The sequence below is a fragment of the Paraburkholderia sp. EG304 genome (assembly GCF_046543485.1).
Classification (GTDB): Bacteria; Pseudomonadota; Gammaproteobacteria; order Burkholderiales; family Burkholderiaceae; genus Paraburkholderia; species Paraburkholderia youngii.
Genome location: NZ_JBKGUA010000061.1, coordinates 1 through 23504, shown reverse-complemented (window position 1 = coordinate 23504; position 23504 = coordinate 1). Strand labels below are relative to the sequence as shown.

Genomic DNA, 23504 nt, shown 5'->3' with positions numbered 1-23504 from the left:
CGCAACTTTCGCTGGCTTATCCGTGCGAGTCGGCTGGAACCAGGTCGGCGACTGGGGCGATGCATTCGTCGCAATAGACGCGATGCCAATAACCTTTCCGAAGTTCGCCAGGCTTGCCGCAGCTCTCGCATATGTGCCGGGCGCCGGTGACTGCGATTTGCACATGCGCGCGGATGCGCGATTCCACATCCGGGGGACACAGCTGTCCACTGAGGAGAACTACCGTAAGTTCGCCGCCGACCTGTGTGATGTCGGTGCAGAGGGGAAGCGCGGGATAGGTGGCCCGGCCGTGCAGGAGTGCCCTATCCATCTGGGCGATTTGCTCCGGAAACTGGAGTTGCTCCCGCCACAAGGTGCGAAGCTCGGCCTCAATGTCGCGCGCCAGCGCTTCAATGATTGGGTACCAGCCAACGCCGCACTGAATACCAAAGTGCGAGATGTTCGCAAGGTACGACTCAGGATGATGCACTGCGCGAAAGAACAGCGGGAAGCAAGAAAACAGTGCTTCCTGCCTGCTGTTCGCCATCCACAAGCGGGGCTTGGGGTTCAGTTCGGTGTCTACGGGTTCAACCGACTTCACCAGCCGGCGCACTGCGGGTGAGTTATCTCCCGACTGCGTGCGACGCTGTGCTCGAGGAGCAGTCACCACGAATCCTCCGTCATTGCTTTGCTGCAGGACGAACACATCCCTCGCTGAAGCGATTGTGAAAGTGAAGTTTGCTGCCGGCGCGTACGTCAGAGGTCGTTGACATTCGACGGTAGCGCGGCATACGAACGGGCGCTAGCCCGTTGCGAGCGCAGTGTACCGGGAACGATATGTAGTGTAAACAATACCATTTTATAAAATGACATTTTATAAGCTGTAGATTTCAACGCTACAATGCGGGATGCTCCTGCCCCATATGGCAGAGAATGCTTCCCCGCGCCGCCTCGAACTGCAGGGGCTTATCGCGAAGAACCTTAGGCTCCTTCGAGACAAACAAGGCATGTCCCAAGAGACACTTGCGGACCGTGCTGGCTTGCATCGTACGCAGCTCAGCGTAATCGAGCGCGGACACCGGAACATTACCCTCGACACTCTTATTTCGTTGGCCGCAGCGCTCGGCGTTACCGAAATCGAATTGTTGAAGGAGAGTGGCGAGGAGCCGGCACCGCCCAAACGGGGCCGTCCGAAGAAGTCTGTTCAGCCCACGGACGAATAGGGGGCGGAGAGTGCTTACCGAGATAAGCGCCAGGTGACGTAGGCTCGAGGATGGGCTGCCGGATTCCAGCGTGCGGAGATGAGCCAAAAGGTGATGCACTCCGTATAGAGGACGATATTAGTCATCGCCCGCGCTCAGTGCCCCCGAAATGTCGTTTGTTGTTTGTTTTGCCCATGCACGGAATCGTGAGAGTGCTTCCCTGTCGTCCAGATTCTCCGCCGCAATTTCGAGTTCTAGCTCTTGAAGCGATGTTGGGAAGCTTCTGATTATTTCAGCTGCTTGCGCTTGTCCGAGCGACTTCTCCAGATGCAGAAGCTGAGATAAAGCTAATTTGGTGTACCATTCGACCCCTGCGTCGCTCATATGGCCGCTCCGCTCGCGCAGTTTGAATGACAGCGTATCTGTTGAAAATAAAAGACCTTGAAACTGTTCTGTGTCGCGTGCACCCGACTCGACGATTAGCTCCATGAAGAGATTCACGAGATAGCGATGTCGAAGCATGTGTGCGCAGGCTGGGCCACTAAGTCCGGCGGCTTTTGCGATGAACGAGAATTCAGCCGTTATCGTATTGGGTGTTAACGGGGTGCCCGTTCGCTCATTGAGCAAGAGATAACCGGTGTCTCGTCCTTGAGCATGCCGGTTGAGAAGCGCTTGTGGCCTGTCGAACTTGATGTATTTGTCGACTTGCAGAAGGTCGCCGCGGCTGATGGGAACTTTACGAATTCTCACGCCATGCTGCTTCACGTTCGGTAACGAGAGCATTAGTAAATCCCCTGTTTGCTTAAGAGCGCTTCTTATTGCCGAGACGCGAAGCATGGCGACTTCGATTCGGCGGCATCCAGTTGCTCTGAGCAAAAGCAGCATCACATATCTCCGCTTTCGCCTATATGTAGTGCTAGGTATTCTTGTATTCGCTTCGAACAGTGCGTTCATCGATTTATTAGACAGCGGTCGGCGGCGCCGGATTTCGTCTTTGCTCGGGAAGCTCCGGTGATGCCAATATTCGCTTGCCACCCAACCGTTGCGCGTGAGGATATTTGAGCGGCGACGTTCACCACCGAGCCTGCTTTCGACCATGGCAGTAATGCCGTGGAGTTGACCTACGAAGTCAAAGAATGAGAGATACAGCCTGCCCATTCGAATAATAGTCTGTCGACGTCTTTTCCTGGGGCTATTCGCGCTGAAGTCTATATTTTCCGCGCGTAGTGCTTTCATGAACATGGAGAATCGTGCATTTGACATCTTGCAGAAATCTATATTCGATTTATAGCAGTATCTGACTAGATGGCTTAGATAGGCGGCATAGGTTACTAACGAGCCACCACCCCCGAGGGTGGAGTAACCTTTCGTGAAGAGATGGTAGACAAATAGAGACGCTTCGAGGCAGTAGTGCCCGTCGGGCCAGAAGAACAACGGGATGTTGTCGATTGAATGCTTTTGCTCTGCGTATACGTTATCGGAGCCGCGACTGCGGGGCTTCGAAGGTCGCGGGTCGTCGAGGTTGGCGTATGCCTCGTCGTAACCAAGAGTCTTATTGCGCCAGTACAATTGCTTTCTTCCGTCAGAAGGTTTCATTCTGATGACCCGCGATTTTGTCTTGGTAATGAGAAGCGAGCGAGCAATTCATTGATATGCTTTTCGTACTGAATCGCTGAAGCCGGGTTTTGTGACTGCTCCGCACATATCCGCCCGTATCGAATGGATTCGTAGAGTGCCCCGCTAAGCTTGGCCAATTCCTTGCGACATTCAATAACTTCCGTTCGCAAATCACGATTCTCATTGGTTAGAGCTTCCTTGGTTCGCTTTCCCATTCTGGCGGCTCTTTTTAGTTCTCTCTCTATCGCCTCCTTGGCTTGTCGCCGCTCGCTATCGAGTCCAGGAAAACCATAAGCAAACAGTGCATCACTTCGACGCTTGAGCGTATTGAGCGATAGCGCGATGATGTTCTTGCTCGGCCTGGAAAACTTTGCAAGAGCGCCTTGAGATGCGAGTGCGCGGTGTAACTCCTTGTCGTTCACGAACTCAGACGCCTTGCACTTCGCGTCTGCGAGCAGTCGGTTGAGGTTTTGTATGGATGCGTCAAAGTCCGCCCTAAGTGGTCTTGCCATCTCCGCTCTCCTTCACTTTCATCAGCATCCTATGCCGCACGCCGTCTGATGTATGGAGATACTCCATCGTGACCGAAGCTTCTCCCGTTCGGAGCAGGCGCAAGACGTATCCATTCATCTGCTCATCGCTGAGCGCCCAAAAATCGCCGACTCCGAACGTCGCCCTAACTAAGGCTGCGAGTTCAGCGTATGCTTCGTTACCGTCGCGCAGCTGCGCAGTTGCTGTTTGCGCGGCGGCACGTTCGATTGCGTCGCCCGGGCAAACTTCAAGGAGATAGGTCCACACTTCTTCAGGATTGGTATGCCCGAGGAATTCGCTCAGAATCTCTCTAGCGTTCGGTAGCCCGCTCTCCATGAATGTTTGCGGAAAGAATCGCCGAAGAGGATGGAACCGAAGGTAGTACCTGCGCCCCTCTTCGTCGCAGCTCATTTCGATGTAGTCCAGAAAGCAGTCGATTGCTGCTTCTATGTTAGATGAGGAAACCAATGCGCCGGGTTGAAATAAACTTGGGAATGAAAGCAATTCCGTCGGTTCATCTAGAAGGCGTTGCTTGATAAGGTCCCTTTGAAACTTCTCTAACCTGTTCAGCATCCGTGCAACGATAAGTGGGACTGGAATTGCAAGTTTCTGACGATGAATTCCGTACCCCGTTTTCGCAGCGTGTGTAATCAAAAAAGTCTCGGTCTCGTCCAGATACTCGTCTGCATGCAAGCGAGTGTTCTCACTGCGCCTGCGAGCTACCAGCGCGCCCAGTGTGACAGCGATTGCACCGTACAAAACCCGTATGCAATCCACTAGTCCCTCGTTTTTTCTCAACCTTGCAAAGTATTCCTTCGATTTGATGTAGCCCCGATGGGGTTCCGCCAATTCATCTTTTCCATATCTCCTGCTAATGGAGTATGATGTGATTCCGCAATCGACAGTTTTTCTTTCAAGGAATTGCGTGATGTCGAAATTTCGCGCGAGAATGGATGGTCGGTTTCCGGAAATCAACAGCGCTAGTGAAATTGAAATATAGCTTTCCAATAGATGGTCCGCATGCTCTAGGAAGAATGTAATGGCACTGCGGACAGCAGTGTATATATGGGCTGTTGGGATTGATTTGAATCTTCCTGCGGGGGTTGTTAGTATCAGATTTCTGATATTTTTTGAGTTCAATGTGGACAAAACTGCTGGGCTGGGAGCACTGGGTTTCCCATCAATATGAGGTAGGGAAGAGAGCGTCTTTAGCCGATAGCAGTATCCCAAGAGGGTTCTCTCTGAAAGAGGGGCTCCCTCATTGTCTTGCCGAACAAATACCGAGGAACGCTCCCTTTTGACTATTGCGTCCTTCCCCCAGGCTAGCTCCGGGGCGTGAATAACGCGCTTTGTCTTTCCGCGCAAGGTGTTGGCGTAAATTTTTCCAGATATATTAAGATAGTGTGGTGAGTACTGGTAGCTCTTCGGGAGTGACGCTCGCTTATAGAAATCATTTTTCAGTAAGGCAATTCTCGCGTGCACGACCTGTTCATCGCTCTCGAATGGTAGCAGCCAGTCCTCTGGTGCCGTGCCGACGAACGATATTTCTGGAAATTCTTTCTTGTGCTTGCGGATGTCTGCGTCGGTGAGGGTCTGTTCAACAAGGTCATTGACAAACTCTAAGAGTCGTTCAGGCCAACGGTAAATTGAATAGCGGGTCTCGCTGTTCGATGCGAGCAAGGCGAGAAGTTCAAACAGCTCTCCTTCGCTTAAAGACGCGAAACCATACTGTGCAAGTTCGTCCGCTGGATGATAAAGGATAAAATAGTCGGCAAGACGCAGGGCCTCGCTGATTGCCTGGCTCGCAACAACCGGATTTAGAAAAGGTAACCCCGTAACTGATGGGTGAGTCTGAGCACAGACCCACGTCCGTAATTGCTCGGAGAATACTGTCCGTTCGCAAAGAGAGACACCGTTGTCTAGGGATATGCGCCAGTCAATCTCGAAGGAGTTTCTGTTCCCAAAGGAGCAGTACCAAACTGGGTCCCACAACTCACCGGTCCGCCAGGGGACATTGGATGTGAGTGGTGAGCGCGATTTTTCAATGAAGTCTTGAATCTCGCTTAAGTAGGCGTCGTTTTTGCGCGCGCGGTCGGCGGCGCTTCTATGCTTGGCCATAGACGATGTGAGAGACTAAATCGGGATTAGTATAGTTGCGTGCAAGGTTGAGCATTTCCCAATGCTCTGGCTCTGCAGTACGCTTTTCATCGATATATGCGACGAGGCGACGCCCGATGTTGTTCCAGAAAACGGCAGTAGCAGTTGGTGTCCTCTTTGAGTCGCTCAATGCTGCGGCAATACTTGTATATACTGTAAGTACATCGACGGAAATATTGAAGGCGACGTGCGTGTACTCTGTTTCGATATTTTCGGCGATGGGCTTCCCGTCAATTAGTCCTTTTACAGGGGGGTGATTTCGCGTATATCGAATGGTATGTGCATTCAGAAATTTGCTCAATTCCTCGGCAGAGGAAAATCCGCTCGCTTCGAGCTGATATGGGCTACTCTTCATTGCTTCGACGATGATGCCGGTCTGCATAATCCTTACGTATCTAACACGTAGGAAGTTCCGAATTGCGTCAGGAAGATAGTGTGAGAGCAGCGACGCGTCATATACATGATGACCAAGCTTCGCAGCCATCTTTTCTGCGGAGCAAGTCTTTATGTATTCGAGGACACCAATGCTGGCGCGCAATGCTGGCAGACTGAAGCATCGGACCAAGTCTTCAACCTGCGCGTGAGGAAGCTCGCAACTGGACTCGAAGCTTGCTATGAGGTTGTCGACTCGGTTCGGCATTGAGGTGCACGTCGAGAAATCCTTCAATCGCCTAGGGAAGCCAAATGCGCTTCCGGTTGTGATGAATAGATATCGCCAATCTGGATTGGCCCTCTGTTTAAGATACTTGCGTGGTGCATCTGTTAAAGCAAGAATCTCTATAATTACCGCAGCAGAACGTTTGTTGAGACGTATGTATTCTTCTGCGTGGACAGGACCGCGTCTCATCTTCGCGCATCGGAGCATCCAACCTTCATCATCTTCGAAGAAATTCGCCAAGCGGCCTTTTTCATCGAATATTTCTAATTGCTCGAGCATTGCAGGAGTTATTTGCGAATGTTCCTGGACGAGAATGGTTGCAAACGGCAATAAGCTCTGTGCGGTAGGAAACCCCAGCTCCAAAGCAAGCTGACGCAAACCTGACGGTAGTAACTCCACTAGCGCGGGCCAATCGTAGCGGGTAACATAACCTCCGAAATATGCAATTGTTGCGCTCGCATTTATAAGGTGTGCGGGATTTTTTCTGGAAACTAGATATGGTGAGCCGCCCGTTGCGCGTCCATGGTCTCCAGCCTTTTCCCATTTTTTCCTATTTTTCAGGGCTGTAACTATTCGTGTTCTCTCTCGTTCGGCCCAGTTGGTGATGATGGACACAGAGCGCTCAATTCTTCCAAAGAGAACTTCGATGGCTTCGTGGTCTGTCAGTTGGAGCGGTATGGCCGTCAGAAGTTTCTCGGTATAAAGAAGCCCAGTTGAATCTTCGACGATGTGTTTCGGGTGGCCACTTGCCTTTTTGAGGGGAAGGTCGATTAATGTGGATGGCTTGCTGGCGAGGCCGGATTTAAATAGATGTCTCACGAGAAAATTATGAACCTCGTTGCGCCACGAAACCGCTATCGTGTCAATCCGTGCGGTTTTAATTCTTGTTTCAATGTAGTAGGTTAGAAAATCTGACCATAGCGAAATGCAATATTTGTCATCATGCAGCCTTTCCAACGTAATATCTGGGTAACTGGCTAAAAAGGCCGCTATGTGGTTGATGTGTTCAACGCTGTCTTGCGCTCTTCCAGAGAAGTAGGTGTCAGCGACTTCAAAATATGCTGTTGCAAATCCTTCGCCGAACCTGTCGCGTAGCCCGTCAAGCTTGAGTCTGCGCTCTTCTCCGTGAATATTTCGTACTGTCCAAATTTGAAGTTTGCGAGCTTCCTCGTCGTTGATGGGGAGGGTCCGGAAGAATCGAACGCAGTCGCACAGTTCCCACGACCAGAATCGAAGAGTCGTCGGCGGGGGGAGAGGGCAGGTCTTTCCGCGCCGTACAGCCAGTTCGAATGCGATGCGAACCCATGTAGAGTGCAGTCGTTCCCTTTCTTGGTCCGATACTGTCAGGAAAGTGTCGCAATGAATCGCGCCGATAAAACCTCTACCAATGTCGTCGAACCTTTCCGTCCCGACTAATCGCATCGTTAGTCTCTGGCCGGTGACGCGTAGGAATATATCGAGAAGCCCAATGAGAGCTGGGAAGGTTCGCTGGACCGTCGAGCTATCTTCGGGAAGAGTTCGACGAGCAGCCGTGAGAAAGGAATTTGTGATGACGGTAGGCGTGATTTCTCGCACCCATCGCAGATTCTTGACAATCGTCATTCCGAAAACCCTCCTTCGTAGGCGAAAAAATCCTTATGAATCAGGGCAGTAGTAGTTATGGACAAGAGTAGCAGAAAAGCTAAACACGCAGGTTGCGATCAGCAAGCGCGACCTCGATGTCCAGACCAAGATGTCGGACACGATCTTCCTGGACCCGGTCGCCGATTCGAAGAAGACGGTATTCGTGCAAATCCGCAATACCTCCGACAAGCCTGACTTCGACATCGCGGCCGAAGTGAAAGCGGCCGTCTCGGACAAGGGATACCGCATCGTCGGGGACCCCGAACACGCGCAGTACATTCTTCAGGCGAACATCCTGCAGGTCGGCAAGGTGGCTCCGTCGGCAGCCCAGCAAGCATTTGGCGGATATGGCGCCCCTCTTGGCGGTGCCTTTCTTGGCGCAGCCACTGCGGCATCGCTTGGTAGCACGCGTGCGGCGCCGATCGCTGGCGCGGCCCTCGCTGGCGGTTTGATCGAGCTGGTCGCCAACGCGGCGGTTAAAGACGTGTACTACACCGCCATTACCGACGTGCAAATCAAAGAGCGCCAGCGCAATGGTGTAGCGAGCCGCGAAGACTCCACACACAATCTGCGCCAAGGCAGTAGCGGCGGCACGACCGTAACGTACAGCGAAGATACGAACTATCGTACGTATCAGACTCGTATCCTGAGCGTCGCCAACAAGGTGAATCTCGAGTTCGCTGAAGCCGCGCCGCCGCTGCGTAGTGGGCTGGTGCGCGTGATCGCTGGCCCGTTCTAAGTCGTCGACCGTTAGCGTCAGTTAGCACGACGCGGAAATTTAAAAAGGGTTGCACGCGAAAGCGTCGCAACCCTTTTTCATTTCCGGCGCACAACCATCACGAGCGACCGGTCACCCAACTCCCATCTGCGCGACCATGTTCCGGCCACCGGCCTTGGCCGTATACAACGCCTCATCGGCCGCCCGAACGACGGCGCCCACATCCGTCACCCGATCCGGACGAGACGTGGTCGCGCCGATGCTGACCGTCACCCGACCGAATTCGCAGCCCACGTGCGCGATGCCCAGCTCGCCGATCGCAGCGCGGATTTTCTCGCCGACCACCCCGGCGCCGGTCACGTCGGTATCCGGCAGCACCACGACGAACTCCTCGCCGCCGTATCGGCCGACGCAATCGCCCGGCCGCTGGATCACCCCGCGGATGCAGCGCGCGACCGCGGTCAGCGCGACGTCGCCGGCCTGGTGACCATACGTATCGTTGTAGGCTTTGAAGTGATCGATATCGACGAATAGCAGCGACAACACGCTGCCGGTGCGGCGCGCGCGCAGCCATTCGCGGTCGAGCGTTTCGCACAGTGCGCGGCGATTAGGCAAGCCGGTGAGGCCATCCGTGCCGGCAAGTCGTTCGAGCTCGTGCTCCACCCGCTGTCGCCGCCGCAACTCGGCGCCGAGCCACGCCGCCAACACGATCACGCCGATCCCCAGAATCAGCATCAGCGAACCGATCGTCAGCGCGCGCTTCCACCAGCCCGCGTAGATATCGGCAGTCGAATCGGCGACCAGCACGATCAGCGGCAATTGCGGAATCCGTCTGAACGAGTAGAGGCGCTCGACGCCATCGAGCGGCGAAGGCGCGATAAAGCTGCGCTCGTCTTTCGCGAGCAGCCGCTGGAAGAACTCCGTCTTGCTGATATCGGTGCCGGTTACGTTTCGATCGTCGGGCCGTCGCACGATAATCTTGCCGTCCGTTCTGACGATCGATACCGAGCCGTGCTGCCCTATCCGCAAGTCAGCGAACAGGCTCGCGAAATACTCCTGATCGATACCGAGCGCGACGATTCCCGCAAACGATCCATCCGGCCGCGACAGTCGCCGGCTCAGCGCGATGCTGCGCGAACCGGGTCTGAGTCTCGAGTTATACGGCGCGCTGACATAGAGCCCGAAGTTCGGATCTTCGCGATGAATCGTGAAGTACTGGCGGTCAGAGAGATTTCCCCTGCGCGGCACGTCGTTTTCCGAATCGATCACGACGTTGCCCGCTGCGTCGAGCACTACCATCGCGCCGACGTATTGCCCGGTCGCCGCGCGATCGAACAGGATCTCGCGCCACAACCGCGGCGAATCGAGCACGCCCGGACGGCCGAGGCCATCGGCGACGGCCTGCAGCGACAGCGAATACAACTCGAAATTGCGCGCGATGTCGCGCTGGGTGATCGTCGCGACATCGCGCGTCGAATCCAGTGCACGCGCGATCGCATCCTCGCGGCTCTGATACAGCGTATAGCCGCACAACGAGAGCATTGCCAGCACCACGCCGCATCCGGCGTAGATGACGCCATCGCGCGGCACCCGCCATCGGCGCGCCCGTGCAATCAGCACGCGAAACCGGCCCTTTCTTCTGTGGATCATGTGCTCTGCGTTTCCAACGGCGGGAGTCAGTTTGTCGAAGTGCTCACTACGCTTCCGGTTTGTTGGGACAGAACACCCAGCAGATAGCGAATCCTTCCGCTATCTTCGTCGGACAGGTCGTTCAGGTGCCAGCATTCGAGATCACGCAGGTTGTCGCGCAATCGCTTGAACGAGCGCTGCGTCGCATCGACGATCGGCCAGACGTGCAGCAGATACGCGAGCGGAATCACGCATCTGCGCTCGCACCAGCCGTCGAATAAGGCGAGACAAAGCTCGTTCAATTCGTCCGCAATTTTCTGCCTGCTCACATGGGGACCCACATGCACTCCCTTTATCCATTCGACTGGTCGTTTCCAGCAGAAACGGACCAGCCTATTGATACTGATGCAAAGCATTCACCGCGCGCCCGATGCATTTAACTTTTTGCGCGTCAGTCGTTAAGCCCTGTATCGCGGTTTTTCGAGGTCTCGACCTGTTTATCGGGACGAATACACTTGCACGCTGCATAGGGACATATCATAGCTATCGATCGGTACCATTTGCCTAATAATTTAGAAATTAATTTTGGGGTAACGTTTGCGCGTAATTACTTCTAAATTCAAACGCGTGTTCGTTATCGAATCACCGTCGTCGGATTATGTTTGGGTTGCGAATGGGGGCAATTTCCTTCAATACATGCCCTTAGCGTCTCGTTACCGTTGAGCGTCGCAATTCTTTCGCACACTCACGTTTCGAGGCATCCAATGACCGCATTACTCTCGATGGCCGCGTTCGCGCTCGCCAGTTCCATTTCTCCCGGCCCGGTCAACGTCGTCGCGCTGAGCGCCGGCGCACAGCACGGGCTCGCCGCGAGTCTGCGGCACGTCACTGGCGCGACGGTCGGCTTCACGTTGCTGCTTCTGTTGATCGGCCTTGGCCTGCACGAATTGCTCGCGCGCTTTCCCAATCTGATCGAGATCGTCAAATGGGTGGGCGTGGGCTTTCTGCTCTATATGGCCTACAAGCTCAGCATCGATAACGGCCAGCTCGGCGCGGACAAGCCGGCGCGCGGGCCGTCGTTCGCGCACGGCGCGGCGATGCAATGGCTCAATCCGAAGGCGTGGCTCGCATCGCTGGCCGGCATGGGCGCATATGCGGCAGGCGGCGACGGCGGGCTCGTCTGGCAATTCGCGGCGCTGTACTTCGTGATCTGCTATCTGTCGATCGCGAGCTGGGCCTATGCCGGCACGTTTTTGCGCAGGCATCTGCGTGAGGCGAAGCGAGTCCGCGTGTTCAATCGCGTGATGGCCGCGCTGCTCGCGCTCAGTGCGATTTATCTGCTCGTGGAGTGACGCGAGTCGCGGCTGCTTGCCGACGCGGCTTCACCACGCCGCGTCACGCCTAGCTGCGATATTGTCCCGGCGTCGCTGCCACCAGCCGCTTGAAGGTTCGCTGCAAATGCGCCTGATCGGCGAAGCCGGCATCGAGCGCGACATCGACGATCGGCGCGCCGCGCCGCAATTGCGCGCGACTGTACTGGATGCGTCGATTGATCAGATACGCGTGCGGCGTCATGCCGTAGCGCAGTTTGAACGCGCGGATCAGATGCGAAGCGGACAGCCCGGCGGCTGCGCACACGTCGTCGAGTTTCAGCGCGCGCGTGCAGTTTTCGGCGATGTACTCCGCGGCACGCGCGAGCTGGACGCTCGCGGCACGCTCGGGCAAGCTCGCCGGATTGAGCGTTTGCTGCACGTTGGAGAAGAAAGTGATGGCCGCGCTTTCCTTGCGCAGCGCGTCGATGTCGTCGTGGTTGCCGGTGAGAATCGCGCTGAGCCGGTTCAGGCCGTCGAACAGCGCGGCGTCGAGCGTCATGATCTGCGAAAACGCGCGGAACGCATGGTTCTCGTTGAAGCCCAGCTCGTGCTGCAGTTTCGCGAACCACGCAACGTCGACGTGCAGCATCCGATACGACCGGCGCTCGCCGGCGACCGGGTTGCACGCGTGCACATCGTCGGGGTTCATCAGCACGACCGCGCCCGCGCCGATCCATTCTCGCGCGTGGCGATTCAGATACACGCTGCGGCCGCCCGTCACCGCGCCGATCGAAAACGTTTCGTGCGAATGTTTGGCGTAGCAGACCTTGCGGCCATCGTCGATGGAACGCGCTTCGATGAACGGCAGCGCGTCGCTACGCCAGAAACGCGGCGCGTCTGCGCCTTTTGCGCGTGCGGTGTTCGCAGCGCCTGCCGCTTCGATCGTCTCGCTCATGCGCTCTCCGGTTGATCCGCCGACTTCGCCGTTGTCTGCGACTTCGCGAAGCCTACGTATCCTAGCCGTCAAACGCACGACCAACAAGCGAACGCGCGACGCCGCCCGCAAGCGGCGCCGCCGGCCGAACGCGACGCGGTTACTTCGCGCTGACGTCGATATTGCCGAGATATTTCGCGGCGAGCGTCTTTACCGTGCCATCGGCTTGCACCTTCGCGATCGCGGCGTTCAACTGATCGCGCAGCGCGGTATCGCCCTTGCGAATGCCGTATGCGATGCCGCTGCCAAGAATCTTGTCGTCACGCACCGGCTGACCGACGAACGCATAGCCTTTGCCCTCGGGCTTCGACAGAAAGCCCGTTTGTCCGGCCGGCGCGAGCACCAGCGTGCCATCGAGACGGCCCGCGGTCAGATCGGTATAGACCTGGTTCTGATCCTGATACGGCAGCACGGTCACGCCGGCCGGTTCCCAATGCACCTTCGCGAAGGTCTCCTGAATCGAGCCTTGCAGCACGCCGATGCGCTTGCCCTTCAGCGACTCAGGCGTCGGCTGCAGACCGCTGTCGCTGCGTGCGATCAGCTGCGACGGCACGCGATAGACGACGGTCGTGAAATCGATCGCCTGGCGGCGCTGTTCGGTCGCGTTCATCGCCGAATTGATCGCGTCGAACTTGCGACCCTGCAGCGCCGGAATCAGGCCGTCGAACGAGGTTTCGACCCACTTGCACGTCATATGCGCGGCCGCGCAGACCGCGTTGCCCACGTCGATATCGAGCCCTTGCAGTTCGCCGTTCGGCCCTTTCGATTCGAACGGCGGGTACTGCGCTTCGAGGCCGAAACGCAGCGTCGCGGTATCGGCGGCGCTGGCGGCCGACCACGTTGCGAGCGACGCGCCGGCACAGGCCAGCGCCAACAAGCACTTGAGAATTTTCATAACGCCTCCCTTCTTTCTTCGAATACCTTGATCACTTCGATACCTGGAGTGTGCTCTCGCGCGCTCAGATTTCGCACAGGCGCCGCGCGCCTTCGAGCAGCGTCGCGTCGTCCTTCGAGAAACTCAGGCGAATCAGCCCCGAATCCGTGCCGTCGGTGTAGAACGCAGACAACGGAATCGTCGCGACGCGCGCATCGCGAATCAGGCGCAGCACGAAATCGCTGTCGCTCTCATCGGAGAAGCCGCGGAACCGGGCGAGCATAAAGAAACTGCCTTCGCTCGGCAACAGCTCGAAGCGCGATTCGCGCAGTGCACGCGCGAGCAGATCGCGCTTCTTCTGATAGAAGTCGGACAGGCCGAGGTAACTGTCGCGATTGGCGAGCGCGTCGACGAACGCGTATTGCATCGGCGTATCGGCGGAGAACACCATGAACTGATGGACCTTGCGGATTTCGTCCATCAGCGCGGCGGGCGCGAGGCAATAGCCGACCCGCCAGCCGGTCACGTGATACGACTTGCCGAACGACGACACGATCACGCTGCGCTCCGCGAGTTCGCGATGGCGCGCCATGCTCTGATGCTTCGCGCCGTCGAACACCACGTGCTCGTAGACCTCGTCGGACAGAATCACGATGTCGGTGTCGCGCGTGAGCGCCTTCAGCCGCTCGATATCGGCGTCGCTGAAAATCGTCGCGGTCGGATTGTGCGGCGTGTTGACGATGATCATGCGCGTCTTCGGCGTGATCGCCGCGGCGACTTCGTCCCAGTTCACGCGGAAGTGATCGAGCGACAGCTTGATCGCGACCGGCTTCGCGCCCTGCAGGCGCACGATCGGGCCGTAGCTGTCGAACGACGGCTCGAAGTAGATCACTTCGTCGCCCGGATGCACGAGCGCGCTGATCGTCGAGTAGAGCCCTTCGCTCGCGCTCGCGAGCACCGTCACTTCGCTGGCGGGGTCGTAGCGCACGCCGTACAGCGTTTCGACCTTGTCGGCGAGCGTTTCACGCAGCGCGACGATGCCGGCCATCGGCGCGTACTGGTTGTGACCGGCGCGCATCGCCTGCGCGACGCCGTCGACGAGCTTCGGGTCCGGCGCAAAATTCGGCGCGCCCTGCGACAGGTTCAATGCATCGTGCTGCGCGGCCAGCTGGCCGATCACGGTAAAAATGGTGGTGCCGACGTCCGGCAGTTTCGAGCGGGCTTGCATGGCGCTCTGCATAAGACTTTCTCCCTTTCTTCAGCCGCTGGCGGCCGCGCGAAACGGCGGCGGCGGAGCGTTCCTTCCAGTGTGGTGATTAGGCATCAGCCAAAGAATGGTCACAATCGAAACTTTGTCATGCGTGGCATGCGTTTTCGTCATGGGTCGCGGTTGGCCGCTGCGCGCCCGGGAAGTCAGCGGATCGTGATTTGTGGGGAGGCGGTGGCGAATGCCGGAAACCGCGTAGGTATGAAGGAATGTGATGCTGAGCGGTTTGCTTACAAGAACGGCCGCAGACGCGGCCGTTCTCGAGTTATCGGACTTTCAAGGAAAGCTGGCGCTTCGTGAATCAGGCTTCGTCCATCAGACGGACCTTGACCTTGCGCCCCTTCAGCTTGCCCGCGCTGAGCCGGCGCACCGCCTCGCGCGCGATGCTGCGCTCCACCGCGACATAGGTCGACATGTCGGTGACGTTGATCTTGCCGATCTGCGAGCCCGCGAAACCGGCGTCGCCGGTCAGCGCGCCGAGCACGTCGCCGGGACGGATCTTGTCCTTGCGGCCGCCGAGGATCTGCAGCGTTTCCATCGGCGGCAGCAGCGGTTCGTTGCTGGCCGCCTTCAGCTCGTCCAGCTTGTGCCATTCGACGTCGCGCTTGTGCGCCTGCTCGATCCCGCCGACACGCCCCATCTCGTCCATGCTCGCGAGACTCAGCGCCCAGCCTTCCTGATCGGCGCGGCCCGTGCGGCCGATGCGGTGCGTGTGCACTTCCGGGTCCGGCGTCACGTCGACGTTGATCACCGCTTCGAGTTGCGCGATGTCGAGGCCGCGCGCGGCGACGTCGGTCGCGACGAGCACTGAGCAGCTGCGGTTCGCGAACTGGATCAGCACCTGATCGCGCTCGCGCTGATCGAGTTCGCCATGCAGCGCGAGCGCATGAAAGCCTTGCGCGCGCAGGACGTCGAGCAGATCGCGGCACTGCTGCTTCGTGTTGCAGAACGCGATCGTGCTGACCGGACGGTAGTGGTTCAACAACAGGCCGACCGCGTGCAGTCGCTCGTCTTCGGTCACCTCGTAGAAGCGCTGACGGATCTTGCTGTCGTCGTGCCGCTCGGCGAGTTTGACTTCCTTCGGGTTTCGCAGGAATTGCTGGCTCAGCTTCGCGATGCCCTCCGGGTACGTCGCCGAAAACAGCAGCGTTTGCCGCTCTTTCGGGCATTGCCGCGCGACCTTCGCGATGTCGTCGAAGAAACCCATGTCGAGCATGCGGTCGGCTTCGTCGAGCACGAGCGTGTTCAGCGCTTGCAGCACGAGCGTGCCGCGTTCGAGGTGATCCATGATGCGGCCCGGCGTGCCGACCACGACGTGCGCGCCGTGTTCGAGGCTCGCGGTCTGCGGACGCATCGGCGTGCCGCCGCACAAGGTCAGCACCTTGATGTTTTCTTCCGCGCGCGCGAGTCGGCGGATTTCCTGCGTGACCTGATCGGCGAGTTCGCGCGTCGGGCATAGCACCATTGCCTGCGTGTCGAACTTGCGCGCGTCGAGACGCGCGAGCAGCGCCAGCGAGAACGCCGCGGTCTTGCCGCTGCCGGTTTTCGCCTGGGCGATCAGATCATGGCCGCCGAGCGCGATCGGCAGACTGGCGGCCTGGATCGGCGTCATTTCGACGTAGCCGAGCTGCGTCAGATTCGCGAGCGTCGCGGGCGGTAGCGGCAGCTCGCTGAATGCGGCGCCGGCGGGGGTGGGACTGTTCATAGGGTCGTCTGTAGGAATCGCGATTACTCGGCCATCGGGCCTTGATCCGGGCGGCCCGGCAGCTGCTCGTACAGCACCTCGCCGTCGTCGCCGTCGAAACGCTCGACGTAGTTGCGCGCGCCGCACAGCGGGCAGCGGAACAGGAGCCCCTGGCCTTCGTTCTTGATGACGACGTCGGATTGCTCCCACTGCGCGCCGCAGGACTGGTTTCTACAGGTGAACACGTTGATTCTCCAACTGGATTCGATGATCGATCGGCTAGGTCGCACGCGCGGCCTTGCCGTGTATGGGGTGGTTGCGCCGGCGCTGCGTCGTGATGCGACAGCGTCGTTCGAAGGCCGGCGCGGCGTCAGCCGAGGTGCGTATGCCGCGGACGCGCCACGGCCACATCCATGTCGGTCAGGCCGTGCACGATGCCGCAGTCTTCGACCGGATGCTCGCCGTGGCATTGATCGCGCAATGTGGACAGTTGCGCTTTCAGCTGCTGCAGTTCTTCGATGCGCGTGTCGACGTGCGCGACGTGCTCGTCGATCAGCGCATGCATACCGCCGCAGCCGTTCGCCGGCGCGTCGGTCAGACGCAGCAATGCGCGGATTTCGTCGTGGGTCATGTCGAGCGCGCGGCAATTGCGGATGAAGCGCAGGCGCTCGACATGCTTTGCCGTGTAACTGCGGTAATTGGCTTCAGTGCGCTCCGCCTCGGGCAGCAGGCGCTCTTTCTCGTAGAAACGGATCGTTTCCGTCGTGCAATGGGCGATTTTCGCCAGTTCGCCGATTTTCATGACCCCCTCCTCCACGCGGCCTTGACCTTGTAGTGGCTTCAAGGTGTTTACTAGACCACAAATCGCACGAGGAAGCCACCAATGCCTGATACCAGCCGTATTGCCACGGACCGTCCGGAACTGGACGAAGCCGGTACGCACGGGGGTTGCGGCGACGTTGATGCGGGCCACGATCATGCTCATGGCAGGGGCGCGGGTGACGGGTGCGGGCATGCGCATGGCGGTGAACATGCCTGTGGCGCCGACGTGGGCGGCGGTCATCGGCATGAAGGACATGATCATCACGATGGTCATGATCATGAGCACGGCCATGCCCATGATCACGCTGCTGGCGCTTGCTGCGCCTCTTCCACCGCGTTCGCGCCGGCGTCGCTGCGGCTGCCGCCTTCCGAAGCTGTCGGCGACGATCTGCGCACCGCAATCCGCATCCTGCAGATGGACTGCCCGACCGAGGAAGCGCTGATCCGCAAGAAGCTCGACCGCATGCCCGCTGTGCGAGGCATGCACTTCAACCTGATGCAGCGCGTGCTGACCGTGGTCCACGCGCCGGAGGCGCTCGAATCGGTTCTCGCCGCGCTGCGCTCGCTCGACTTCACGCCCGAACTCGCAAGCGACGCCGGCAGCGGTGCGAACGCCAACGCGGCACCCCAACCGATTACGGATGCCATGCGCAAGCCATGGTGGCCCCTGATCGTCGCCGGCATCGTCGCGGGGGCCTCAGAAGCCGCTGGCTGGCTCGGCGCGCCCACCTGGGTCGTGGCGGGTATGGCGATCGTCGCCATCGTCTCGTGCGGCCTCACGACGTATCGAAAGGGCTGGATCGCGCTGCGCAACGGCAACATGAACATCAATGCACTGATGAGCATCGCCGTGACCGGCGCGGCTTTGCTCGGTCAGTGGCCCGAAGCGGCGATGGTGATGGTGCTGTTCACGATCGCCGAGCTCATTGAAGCGCGCTCGCTCGACCGCGCGCGCAACGCGATCGAAGGACTCATGCGGCTTACGCCCGACGAAGCCAGCGTGCAGCAGCCCGATGGCGCCTGGCAGTTCGTTCGCGTCGACACGGTCGTGCCGGGGATGCTCGTGCGCGTGAAGCCGGGCGAGCGGATCGCGCTCGACGGCGAAATCGTCGCGGGCCGCTCGAGCGTCGATCAGGCGCCGATCACCGGCGAGAGCCTTCCCATCGACAAAGCGACCGGCGACGCCGTGTTCGCCGGCACGATCAACCAGGCGGGCTCGTTCGACTATCGCGTGACGGCGGCCGCCGGCAATACCACGCTCGCGCGCATCATCCACGCGGTCGAGGAGGCGCAGGGCACGAAGGCGCCGACACAGCGCTTCGTCGATGAATTCGCGCGCGTCTATACGCCGATCGTGTTCGCGATTGCGCTCGCCGTTGCGCTGATACCGCCGATCGTATTCGGTGGGGCGTGGCACGCGTGGGTGTACAAGGCGCTGGTGCTGCTCGTGATCGCGTGTCCGTGCGCGCTCGTGATCTCGACGCCGGTGACGATCGTCAGCGGGCTTGCGGCCGCGGCGCGCAAGGGGATTCTGATCAAGGGCGGCGTTTACCTCGAACGGGGGCGCAAGCTGACCCGGCTCGCGCTCGATAAGACCGGGACCATTACGCATGGCAAGCCGGTGCAGACGGAGTTCGAGGTGGTTGGCGATACGGGTGAAACGTTGCGATACCGCACGCTTGCGGCAAGTCTTGCGGGCCGCTCCGATCATCCGGTTTCGATCGCGATTGCTGCTGCCGCAAATGACGACGGCGTCGAACACCTGCACGTCGATGCGTTCGAAGCGATCGCTGGACGCGGCGTGCGCGGTGATATCGACGGTATCGGGTACTGGCTCGGCAATCATCGCTTGGTCGAAGAACTGGGCCGCTGCTCGCCGCAACTCGAAGCGCGTCTCGATGCGCTCGAACGGCAGGGCAAAACCGTTGTGATGTTCGCCGACGCGCAGCGCGTGCTCGCGCTGTTTGCGGTGGCCGACACGGTGAAGGACACGAGCCGCGCCGCCGTCGCCGAATTGCGGCGGCTCGGCGTCGGCACCGCGATGCTGACCGGCGACAACCGACACACCGCCGAGGCGATCGCGCAGCAGGTCGGCGTCGATGAAGCGCGCGGCGATCAGTTGCCCGAGGACAAACTCGGCGCGATCGCGCAATGGTCCAGCGATGGCGCGACGGTCGGCATGGTCGGCGATGGCATCAACGATGCGCCCGCGCTCGCGCGCGCCGACATCGGCTTCGCGATGGGTGCGATGGGAACCGACACCGCGATCGAGACCGCCGACGTCGCGCTGATGGACGACGATCTGCGCAAGATTCCGGCGTTTATCCGGCTGTCGAAAGCGACGTACGCGGTGCTGGTGCAGAACATCTCGCTCGCGCTGGGCATCAAGAGCATGTTTCTCGTGCTGACGTTGATGGGCTTCGGCACGATGTGGATGGCGGTGTTTGCCGATGTCGGTGCGAGCTTGCTGGTGGTCGGGAATGGGTTGAGGTTGTTGCGCAAGTGAGTGGGCGTGCGAGGTTTACGCTCGTTGCGACCTCTACGTTGAACCGTCGCTCACGGCTGGTTGCGTCGACGCGCTTGCCAGCAGCTCATCGCTGTCGTCTTTCAGACCCACTCCCGTGAGCCTAAGCGTTCTCGCCTGCGTGAGCAGATAGTGCAGCTTGTGCGCGGCCTGGGGATAGTCGAGCCCTTCGGGGCGCACGTTCGAAATGCAGTTGCGCTGCGCGTCGCTGCAACCCACTTTCGGCGCGTACGTGATGTAGATGCCGAGGCTATCCGGCGAACTCAACCCCGGCCGCTCGCCGATCAGCATCACGACGATTTTCGCGTCGAGCAATTCGCCGATCTCGTCGCCGAGTGCGACACGTGCCTGACGCGCGACCACCACGGGACCGATGGTCCAATCGGTGAGCTTCGGATGTATTGCTTGCAGCAACGGTACAGCCTGCTTCGATGCGGCAAACGCCGATAGGCCATCACCGATCACGAACAGTACATCGTTCGATTGCGTTGGCAGGCGCGCAAGCGTCGTGCGACTCTCATCCGACAGACGCCGCCCAAGATCAGGTCGCCTCAAATAATGCTCGCGATCCGGCGCGGCGCTATGCACATCGAGCGTGTTGAAACCTTGTTCCTGTAGTTGCGCGTGCAGCGCGTCCGCATCGAGCGGATGATGCACGGCGTCGCGTGCCTGCGCATGCGCGAGATTGAACGCGAGCAATGGCGCGGTCGGCAGGCTGTTACCGGCTCGGCCCAACGCGATGCGTGCCTGCGTAAACCGACGCAGCGCGTTCCACGGGTCCTTGTCGAGTGCATCGTTCTCGCTCATGCGATCCCCATCCAGTCGCGTGCGCCTTCGAGCAGCGGTTGCCGCGCCGATGCGCCGATCAACGCGCCGCGTTCGTCGATGATCTGCATCGACTCCAGCCATTCCTCGAATTCAGGCGCGCGCCGTAGACCGAGTACATCGCGCACGTACAGCGCGTCGTGAAACGACGTGCTCTGATAGTTGAGCATCACGTCGTCCGCACCCGGCACGCCCATGATGAAATTGATGCCCGCGACGCCGAGCAGCGTCAGCAAGTTGTCCATGTCGTCCTGATCCGCTTCCGCGTGATTCGTGTAGCAGATGTCGCAACCCATCGGCACGCCGAGCAGCTTGCCGCAGAAGTGATCCTCGAGACCCGCGCGCGTGATCTGCTTGCCATCGTACAGATACTCGGGGCCGATGAAACCGACCACCGTGTTCACCAGGAACGGCTCGAACTTGCGCGCGACCGCATAGGCGCGCGCCTCGCAGGTCTGCTGGTCGACGCCGAAGTGCGCATCGGCCGATAACGCGCTGCCTTGCCCCGTTTCGAAGTACATCAGATTGCTGCCGACGGTGCCGCGTTGCAGCGACAACCCCGCGTCGTACGCTTCCTGCAGTAGCGCGAGCGAGATGCCGAAGCTCGTGTTCGCTTTCTCGGTGCCGGCGATCGACTGGAACACCAGATCGACCGGCGCGCCTTTTTCGATCGCGGCGATCGTGCTCGTCACGTGCGTCAGCACGCATGATTGCGTCGGGACCTGATAGCGCTGGCGGAAGTCGTCGATCATCTGCAGCAGTTTTGTAATCGCGGCGAGGTTGTCGCTGGCGGGGTTGATGCCGATCAGGGCGTCGCCGCAGCCGTACATCAGGCCGTCGAGCATCGAGGCGGCGATGCCTTTGACGTCGTCGGTTGGGTGATTAGGCTGCAGGCGTACGGACATGCGGCCGGGTAAACCTACCGTGTTGCGAAAACGGGTGATGACCGGGCGTTTACGTGCTGCGGTGATCAGGTCCTGGTTGCGCATCAGTTTCGAGACGGCTGCGACCATTTCTGGTGTGAGGCCTTGGGTGATGCGGGTGAGTGCGTCAGTTTCGGTTGCGGTCCTCAGCAGCCAGTTGCGGAAGTCGCCTACCGTCAGGTGAGAGATTTCGGCGAAGGCTTGGGCCGAGTGATCGTCGATGATCAGGCGGGTGACTTCGTCGGCTTCGTAAGGGATCAGCGGGTCGTTCAGGAAGGTGCGCAGCGGTACTTGTGCTAGCGCCATTTTGGCCGCGACCCGTTCTTCTTCGCTTGCTGCCGCAATGCCAGCGAGCTGGTCGCCCGAGCGTTGCGGGCTCGCTTTTGCGAGCAGGGTTTTCAGATCGGCGAAGCGGTACGTGCGACTGCCGATCGACTCCGTGTAGCTCATGTTTGCGGCTCCATCGCTTCGCGCGGACGCGGGTAGGAATGGGAACGGCGGTTAGATGCTGCGGGTTGCTTGCTGCTTGCTGCTTGCTACTGGTGGGACGTATTACACGATAGCGCCAAATTGGGGCAGCGTCACGTTGCGGGGTTGGTGCTGATTACCGGTGCTGCGTCGGGCACTGCCGCTTGCGCGGGTGCGCAATGCGCGCTCAACAGGCGCTTAATCCGCTTGTCGTGGACCGCGTTAAATCCGCAGGTTTTGGTAAACGGCCGACACGCGCCGACGTGATACTTTGTCCGCATCCTCTCGCGCCAATTTTCTGCGGTCCAGCCAGTCATGCACGAATCAGATCATCGGGCTAGATACGAAACGCGACTCGCACGCGTGCTCGACCATATCTACGATCACCTCGACGAACCGCTCGATATCGGACGGCTGGCGGAGATTGCCTGTTTGTCACCGTATCACTGGCACCGGATTTATCAGGCGATGTATGGCGAGACGGTTGCGACGACCGTGCGGCGCTTGCGGTTGCATCGCGCGGCGGGGTTTCTTGCGAATAGTTCGATGCCGATTGCCCAGATCGCCGAGCGTTCGGGGTATGGCAGTTTGCAGTCGTTTTCGCGGACGTTTCGCGCGGTGTTTGGCGTGCCGCCGGCGCAGTATCGAAGGGAAGGCACTCATAGCCGGTTTCGGCCGGCGCTCTCAGGAGACGATCAGATGACGACGATTCGTGAGGTCGTGATTCGTTATGTGGAGCCGATGGAGATTCTGTCGGTCGATCATGTCGGGCCTTATATGCAGATCGGCAAGGCTTTTGATGCGTTGTTTGGGTGGCTTGCGAAACATAATCTGCTTGCGGGGCAGATGCGGATGATCGGGGTTTACTTCGATGATCCGGGGGTGGTTGAGGAAGCTGCGTTGCGGTCGAAGGCGGGGGTGTTGTTGCCGGGGCCTCTGATGGCTGAAGTGGCAGCGGGTGTTGGGGTGGGTGGGGCGGTTTCTGTCACGCGTATACGTGGTGGGCAGTATGCGGTGTTGCGGCATGTTGGACCGTATAGCGATATGCGGGCGGCTTATGAGTGGCTATACGGGAGCTGGCTCGTGCAGTCTGGACGAGAGGCGGCGGATGCGCCGGTGCTTGAGGAGTATTTGAATAGTCCCAAGGAGACGCCGCCGGCGGAGTTGGTTACGGAGATTTGTTTGCCGTTGGGGTGAGTGAGGCGGCTGGGCTGTTGTTCTCTTCCCCTGCTTGTGGGGATGTTGCTGTCGCTGTGCACGTATACGTTGCGCGGGCTGCCCTGCTTCTCTGGTTTTTATAGTCTTTGTATATGTATACGTAGTAATAGTTAACAAGCGACGCGTTCGGCTGTGGATAACCTGGAAGTTCGTTTACGGATCAATGCGCTGCGGAATCGATAACCCTTGGGAGCCCGGGCGGACAGGTTAACGGAGCCAGGGAGAATTTTTTGTCGGCCTGTAAACGTTCGACTTTTATCAAGATTTCACCCACAAGGTGTTCGGCTGCTTTTACAAAGGTTGTCCAGAGGGGGATGTGGATAAGTTGCGCTCGATCGTCGAGGGTTTCGGTGGGAGTGTCTGAATTTTTGTGTGCAAGGCGTCTGAACATTTCAGGCGTGGCAGGCGATCAATTTCATTCTAGCTGTTGGGTCGTGTGAAGCGATCCTCGTAGAGGATCGCGAACTGCCGCATGGCG

At 59.0% G+C, this 23504-nt stretch carries 20 protein-coding genes; 5 read left to right on the top strand and 15 right to left on the bottom strand.

Going from position 1 to position 23504, the window contains the following annotated elements:
- Window positions 1-16 precede the first annotated feature (16 nt).
- Complete coding sequence (locus ACLFKU_RS37125) at window positions 17-685, bottom strand: hypothetical protein (protein ID WP_410852498.1); 669 nt, start codon at window positions 683-685, stop codon at window positions 17-19.
- A 202-nt stretch (window positions 686-887) separates the two neighbouring features.
- On the opposite strand from ACLFKU_RS37125, the gene ACLFKU_RS37120 reads away from it, so the two are divergent.
- Window positions 888-1202: a helix-turn-helix domain-containing protein gene (locus ACLFKU_RS37120; protein ID WP_410852497.1), complete on the top strand. Its 315-nt coding sequence runs from the start codon at window positions 888-890 to the stop codon at window positions 1200-1202.
- Between the two features lie 117 nt (window positions 1203-1319).
- Here ACLFKU_RS37120 and ACLFKU_RS37115 read toward each other — a convergent pair whose 3' ends face one another.
- The 4 genes from ACLFKU_RS37115 to ACLFKU_RS37100 are packed head-to-tail and all read right to left on the bottom strand — an operon-like array spanning window position 1320 to window position 7746.
- On the bottom strand, window positions 1320-2777 hold the full coding sequence (locus ACLFKU_RS37115; RefSeq protein ID WP_410852496.1) for a tyrosine-type recombinase/integrase: 1458 nt from the start codon (window positions 2775-2777) through the stop codon (window positions 1320-1322).
- Complete coding sequence (locus ACLFKU_RS37110) at window positions 2774-3310, bottom strand: hypothetical protein (RefSeq protein WP_410852495.1); 537 nt, start codon at window positions 3308-3310, stop codon at window positions 2774-2776. The genes ACLFKU_RS37115 and ACLFKU_RS37110 overlap by 4 nt, the downstream gene beginning before the upstream one ends.
- The gene (locus ACLFKU_RS37105; protein ID WP_410852494.1) at window positions 3294-5447 is read right to left on the bottom strand and encodes a hypothetical protein; all 2154 of its coding nucleotides are present in this window, start codon (window positions 5445-5447) and stop codon (window positions 3294-3296) included. Before ACLFKU_RS37105 ends, ACLFKU_RS37110 begins: the two co-directional genes overlap by 17 nt.
- Window positions 5434-7746 carry a hypothetical protein gene (locus ACLFKU_RS37100; protein ID WP_410852493.1) on the bottom strand — a complete coding sequence of 771 codons (2313 nt, stop codon included), beginning with the start codon at window positions 7744-7746 and terminating at the stop codon, window positions 5434-5436. Before ACLFKU_RS37100 ends, ACLFKU_RS37105 begins: the two co-directional genes overlap by 14 nt.
- 97 nt (window positions 7747-7843) lie before the next feature.
- On the opposite strand from ACLFKU_RS37100, the gene ACLFKU_RS37095 reads away from it, so the two are divergent.
- Window positions 7844-8506 (top strand): complement resistance protein TraT, encoded by a 663-nt coding sequence (locus tag ACLFKU_RS37095; RefSeq protein ID WP_410852505.1) that lies wholly within the window; start codon window positions 7844-7846, stop codon window positions 8504-8506.
- Window positions 8507-8617: 111 nt separating this feature from the next.
- Here the strand turns inward: ACLFKU_RS37095 and ACLFKU_RS37090 are convergent, their stop codons facing one another.
- Window positions 8618-10135 carry a diguanylate cyclase gene (locus ACLFKU_RS37090; RefSeq protein WP_410852492.1) on the bottom strand — a complete coding sequence of 506 codons (1518 nt, stop codon included), beginning with the start codon at window positions 10133-10135 and terminating at the stop codon, window positions 8618-8620.
- Between the two features lie 26 nt (window positions 10136-10161).
- Entirely contained in the window at window positions 10162-10443 is a 282-nt protein-coding gene (locus tag ACLFKU_RS37085; RefSeq protein WP_041734235.1) for a hypothetical protein, read from the bottom strand.
- A gap of 435 nt (window positions 10444-10878) precedes the next feature.
- Between ACLFKU_RS37085 and ACLFKU_RS37080 the strand changes: the two genes are divergently transcribed.
- On the top strand, window positions 10879-11466 hold the full coding sequence (locus tag ACLFKU_RS37080) for a LysE family translocator (protein ID WP_410852491.1): 588 nt from the start codon (window positions 10879-10881) through the stop codon (window positions 11464-11466).
- 49 nt (window positions 11467-11515) lie between these two features.
- Here ACLFKU_RS37080 and ACLFKU_RS37075 read toward each other — a convergent pair whose 3' ends face one another.
- The 6 genes from ACLFKU_RS37075 to cadR form a co-directional block, all read right to left on the bottom strand.
- On the bottom strand, window positions 11516-12382 hold the full coding sequence (locus tag ACLFKU_RS37075; protein ID WP_410852490.1) for an AraC family transcriptional regulator: 867 nt from the start codon (window positions 12380-12382) through the stop codon (window positions 11516-11518).
- A gap of 139 nt (window positions 12383-12521) precedes the next feature.
- Entirely contained in the window at window positions 12522-13316 is a 795-nt protein-coding gene (locus tag ACLFKU_RS37070) for an ABC transporter substrate-binding protein (RefSeq protein ID WP_176109853.1), read from the bottom strand.
- 64 nt (window positions 13317-13380) lie between these two features.
- Window positions 13381-14535: a pyridoxal phosphate-dependent aminotransferase gene (locus ACLFKU_RS37065; RefSeq protein ID WP_410852489.1), complete on the bottom strand. Its 1155-nt coding sequence runs from the start codon at window positions 14533-14535 to the stop codon at window positions 13381-13383.
- Between the two features lie 328 nt (window positions 14536-14863).
- The gene (gene dbpA, locus ACLFKU_RS37060) at window positions 14864-16267 is read right to left on the bottom strand and encodes an ATP-dependent RNA helicase DbpA (RefSeq protein WP_410852488.1); all 1404 of its coding nucleotides are present in this window, start codon (window positions 16265-16267) and stop codon (window positions 14864-14866) included.
- Window positions 16268-16290: 23 nt separating this feature from the next.
- Window positions 16291-16491, bottom strand: a complete 201-nt coding sequence (locus ACLFKU_RS37055) for a hypothetical protein (protein WP_008918000.1) — start codon at window positions 16489-16491, stop codon at window positions 16291-16293.
- Window positions 16492-16616: 125 nt separating this feature from the next.
- Window positions 16617-17048, bottom strand: coding sequence for a Cd(II)/Pb(II)-responsive transcriptional regulator (cadR, locus tag ACLFKU_RS37050; protein ID WP_368587360.1), 432 nt, complete (start codon window positions 17046-17048; stop codon window positions 16617-16619).
- A gap of 81 nt (window positions 17049-17129) precedes the next feature.
- On the opposite strand from cadR, the gene ACLFKU_RS37045 reads away from it, so the two are divergent.
- Window positions 17130-19574: a heavy metal translocating P-type ATPase gene (locus ACLFKU_RS37045; protein ID WP_410852487.1), complete on the top strand. Its 2445-nt coding sequence runs from the start codon at window positions 17130-17132 to the stop codon at window positions 19572-19574.
- A gap of 33 nt (window positions 19575-19607) precedes the next feature.
- Here ACLFKU_RS37045 and eutC read toward each other — a convergent pair whose 3' ends face one another.
- Both eutC and ACLFKU_RS37035 read right to left on the bottom strand, forming a co-directional pair.
- On the bottom strand, window positions 19608-20399 hold the full coding sequence (eutC, locus tag ACLFKU_RS37040) for an ethanolamine ammonia-lyase subunit EutC (protein ID WP_368587343.1): 792 nt from the start codon (window positions 20397-20399) through the stop codon (window positions 19608-19610).
- A complete protein-coding gene (locus ACLFKU_RS37035) occupies window positions 20396-21790 on the bottom strand; it encodes an ethanolamine ammonia-lyase subunit EutB (protein ID WP_410852486.1) in 1395 nt (464 codons plus the stop codon). The genes eutC and ACLFKU_RS37035 overlap by 4 nt, the downstream gene beginning before the upstream one ends.
- Before the next feature lie 333 nt (window positions 21791-22123).
- Here ACLFKU_RS37035 and ACLFKU_RS37030 point away from each other — a divergent pair, with 333 nt between their 5' ends.
- Window positions 22124-23005, top strand: a complete 882-nt coding sequence (locus ACLFKU_RS37030; RefSeq protein WP_410852485.1) for a GyrI-like domain-containing protein — start codon at window positions 22124-22126, stop codon at window positions 23003-23005.
- Window positions 23006-23504: the final 499 nt, after the last annotated feature.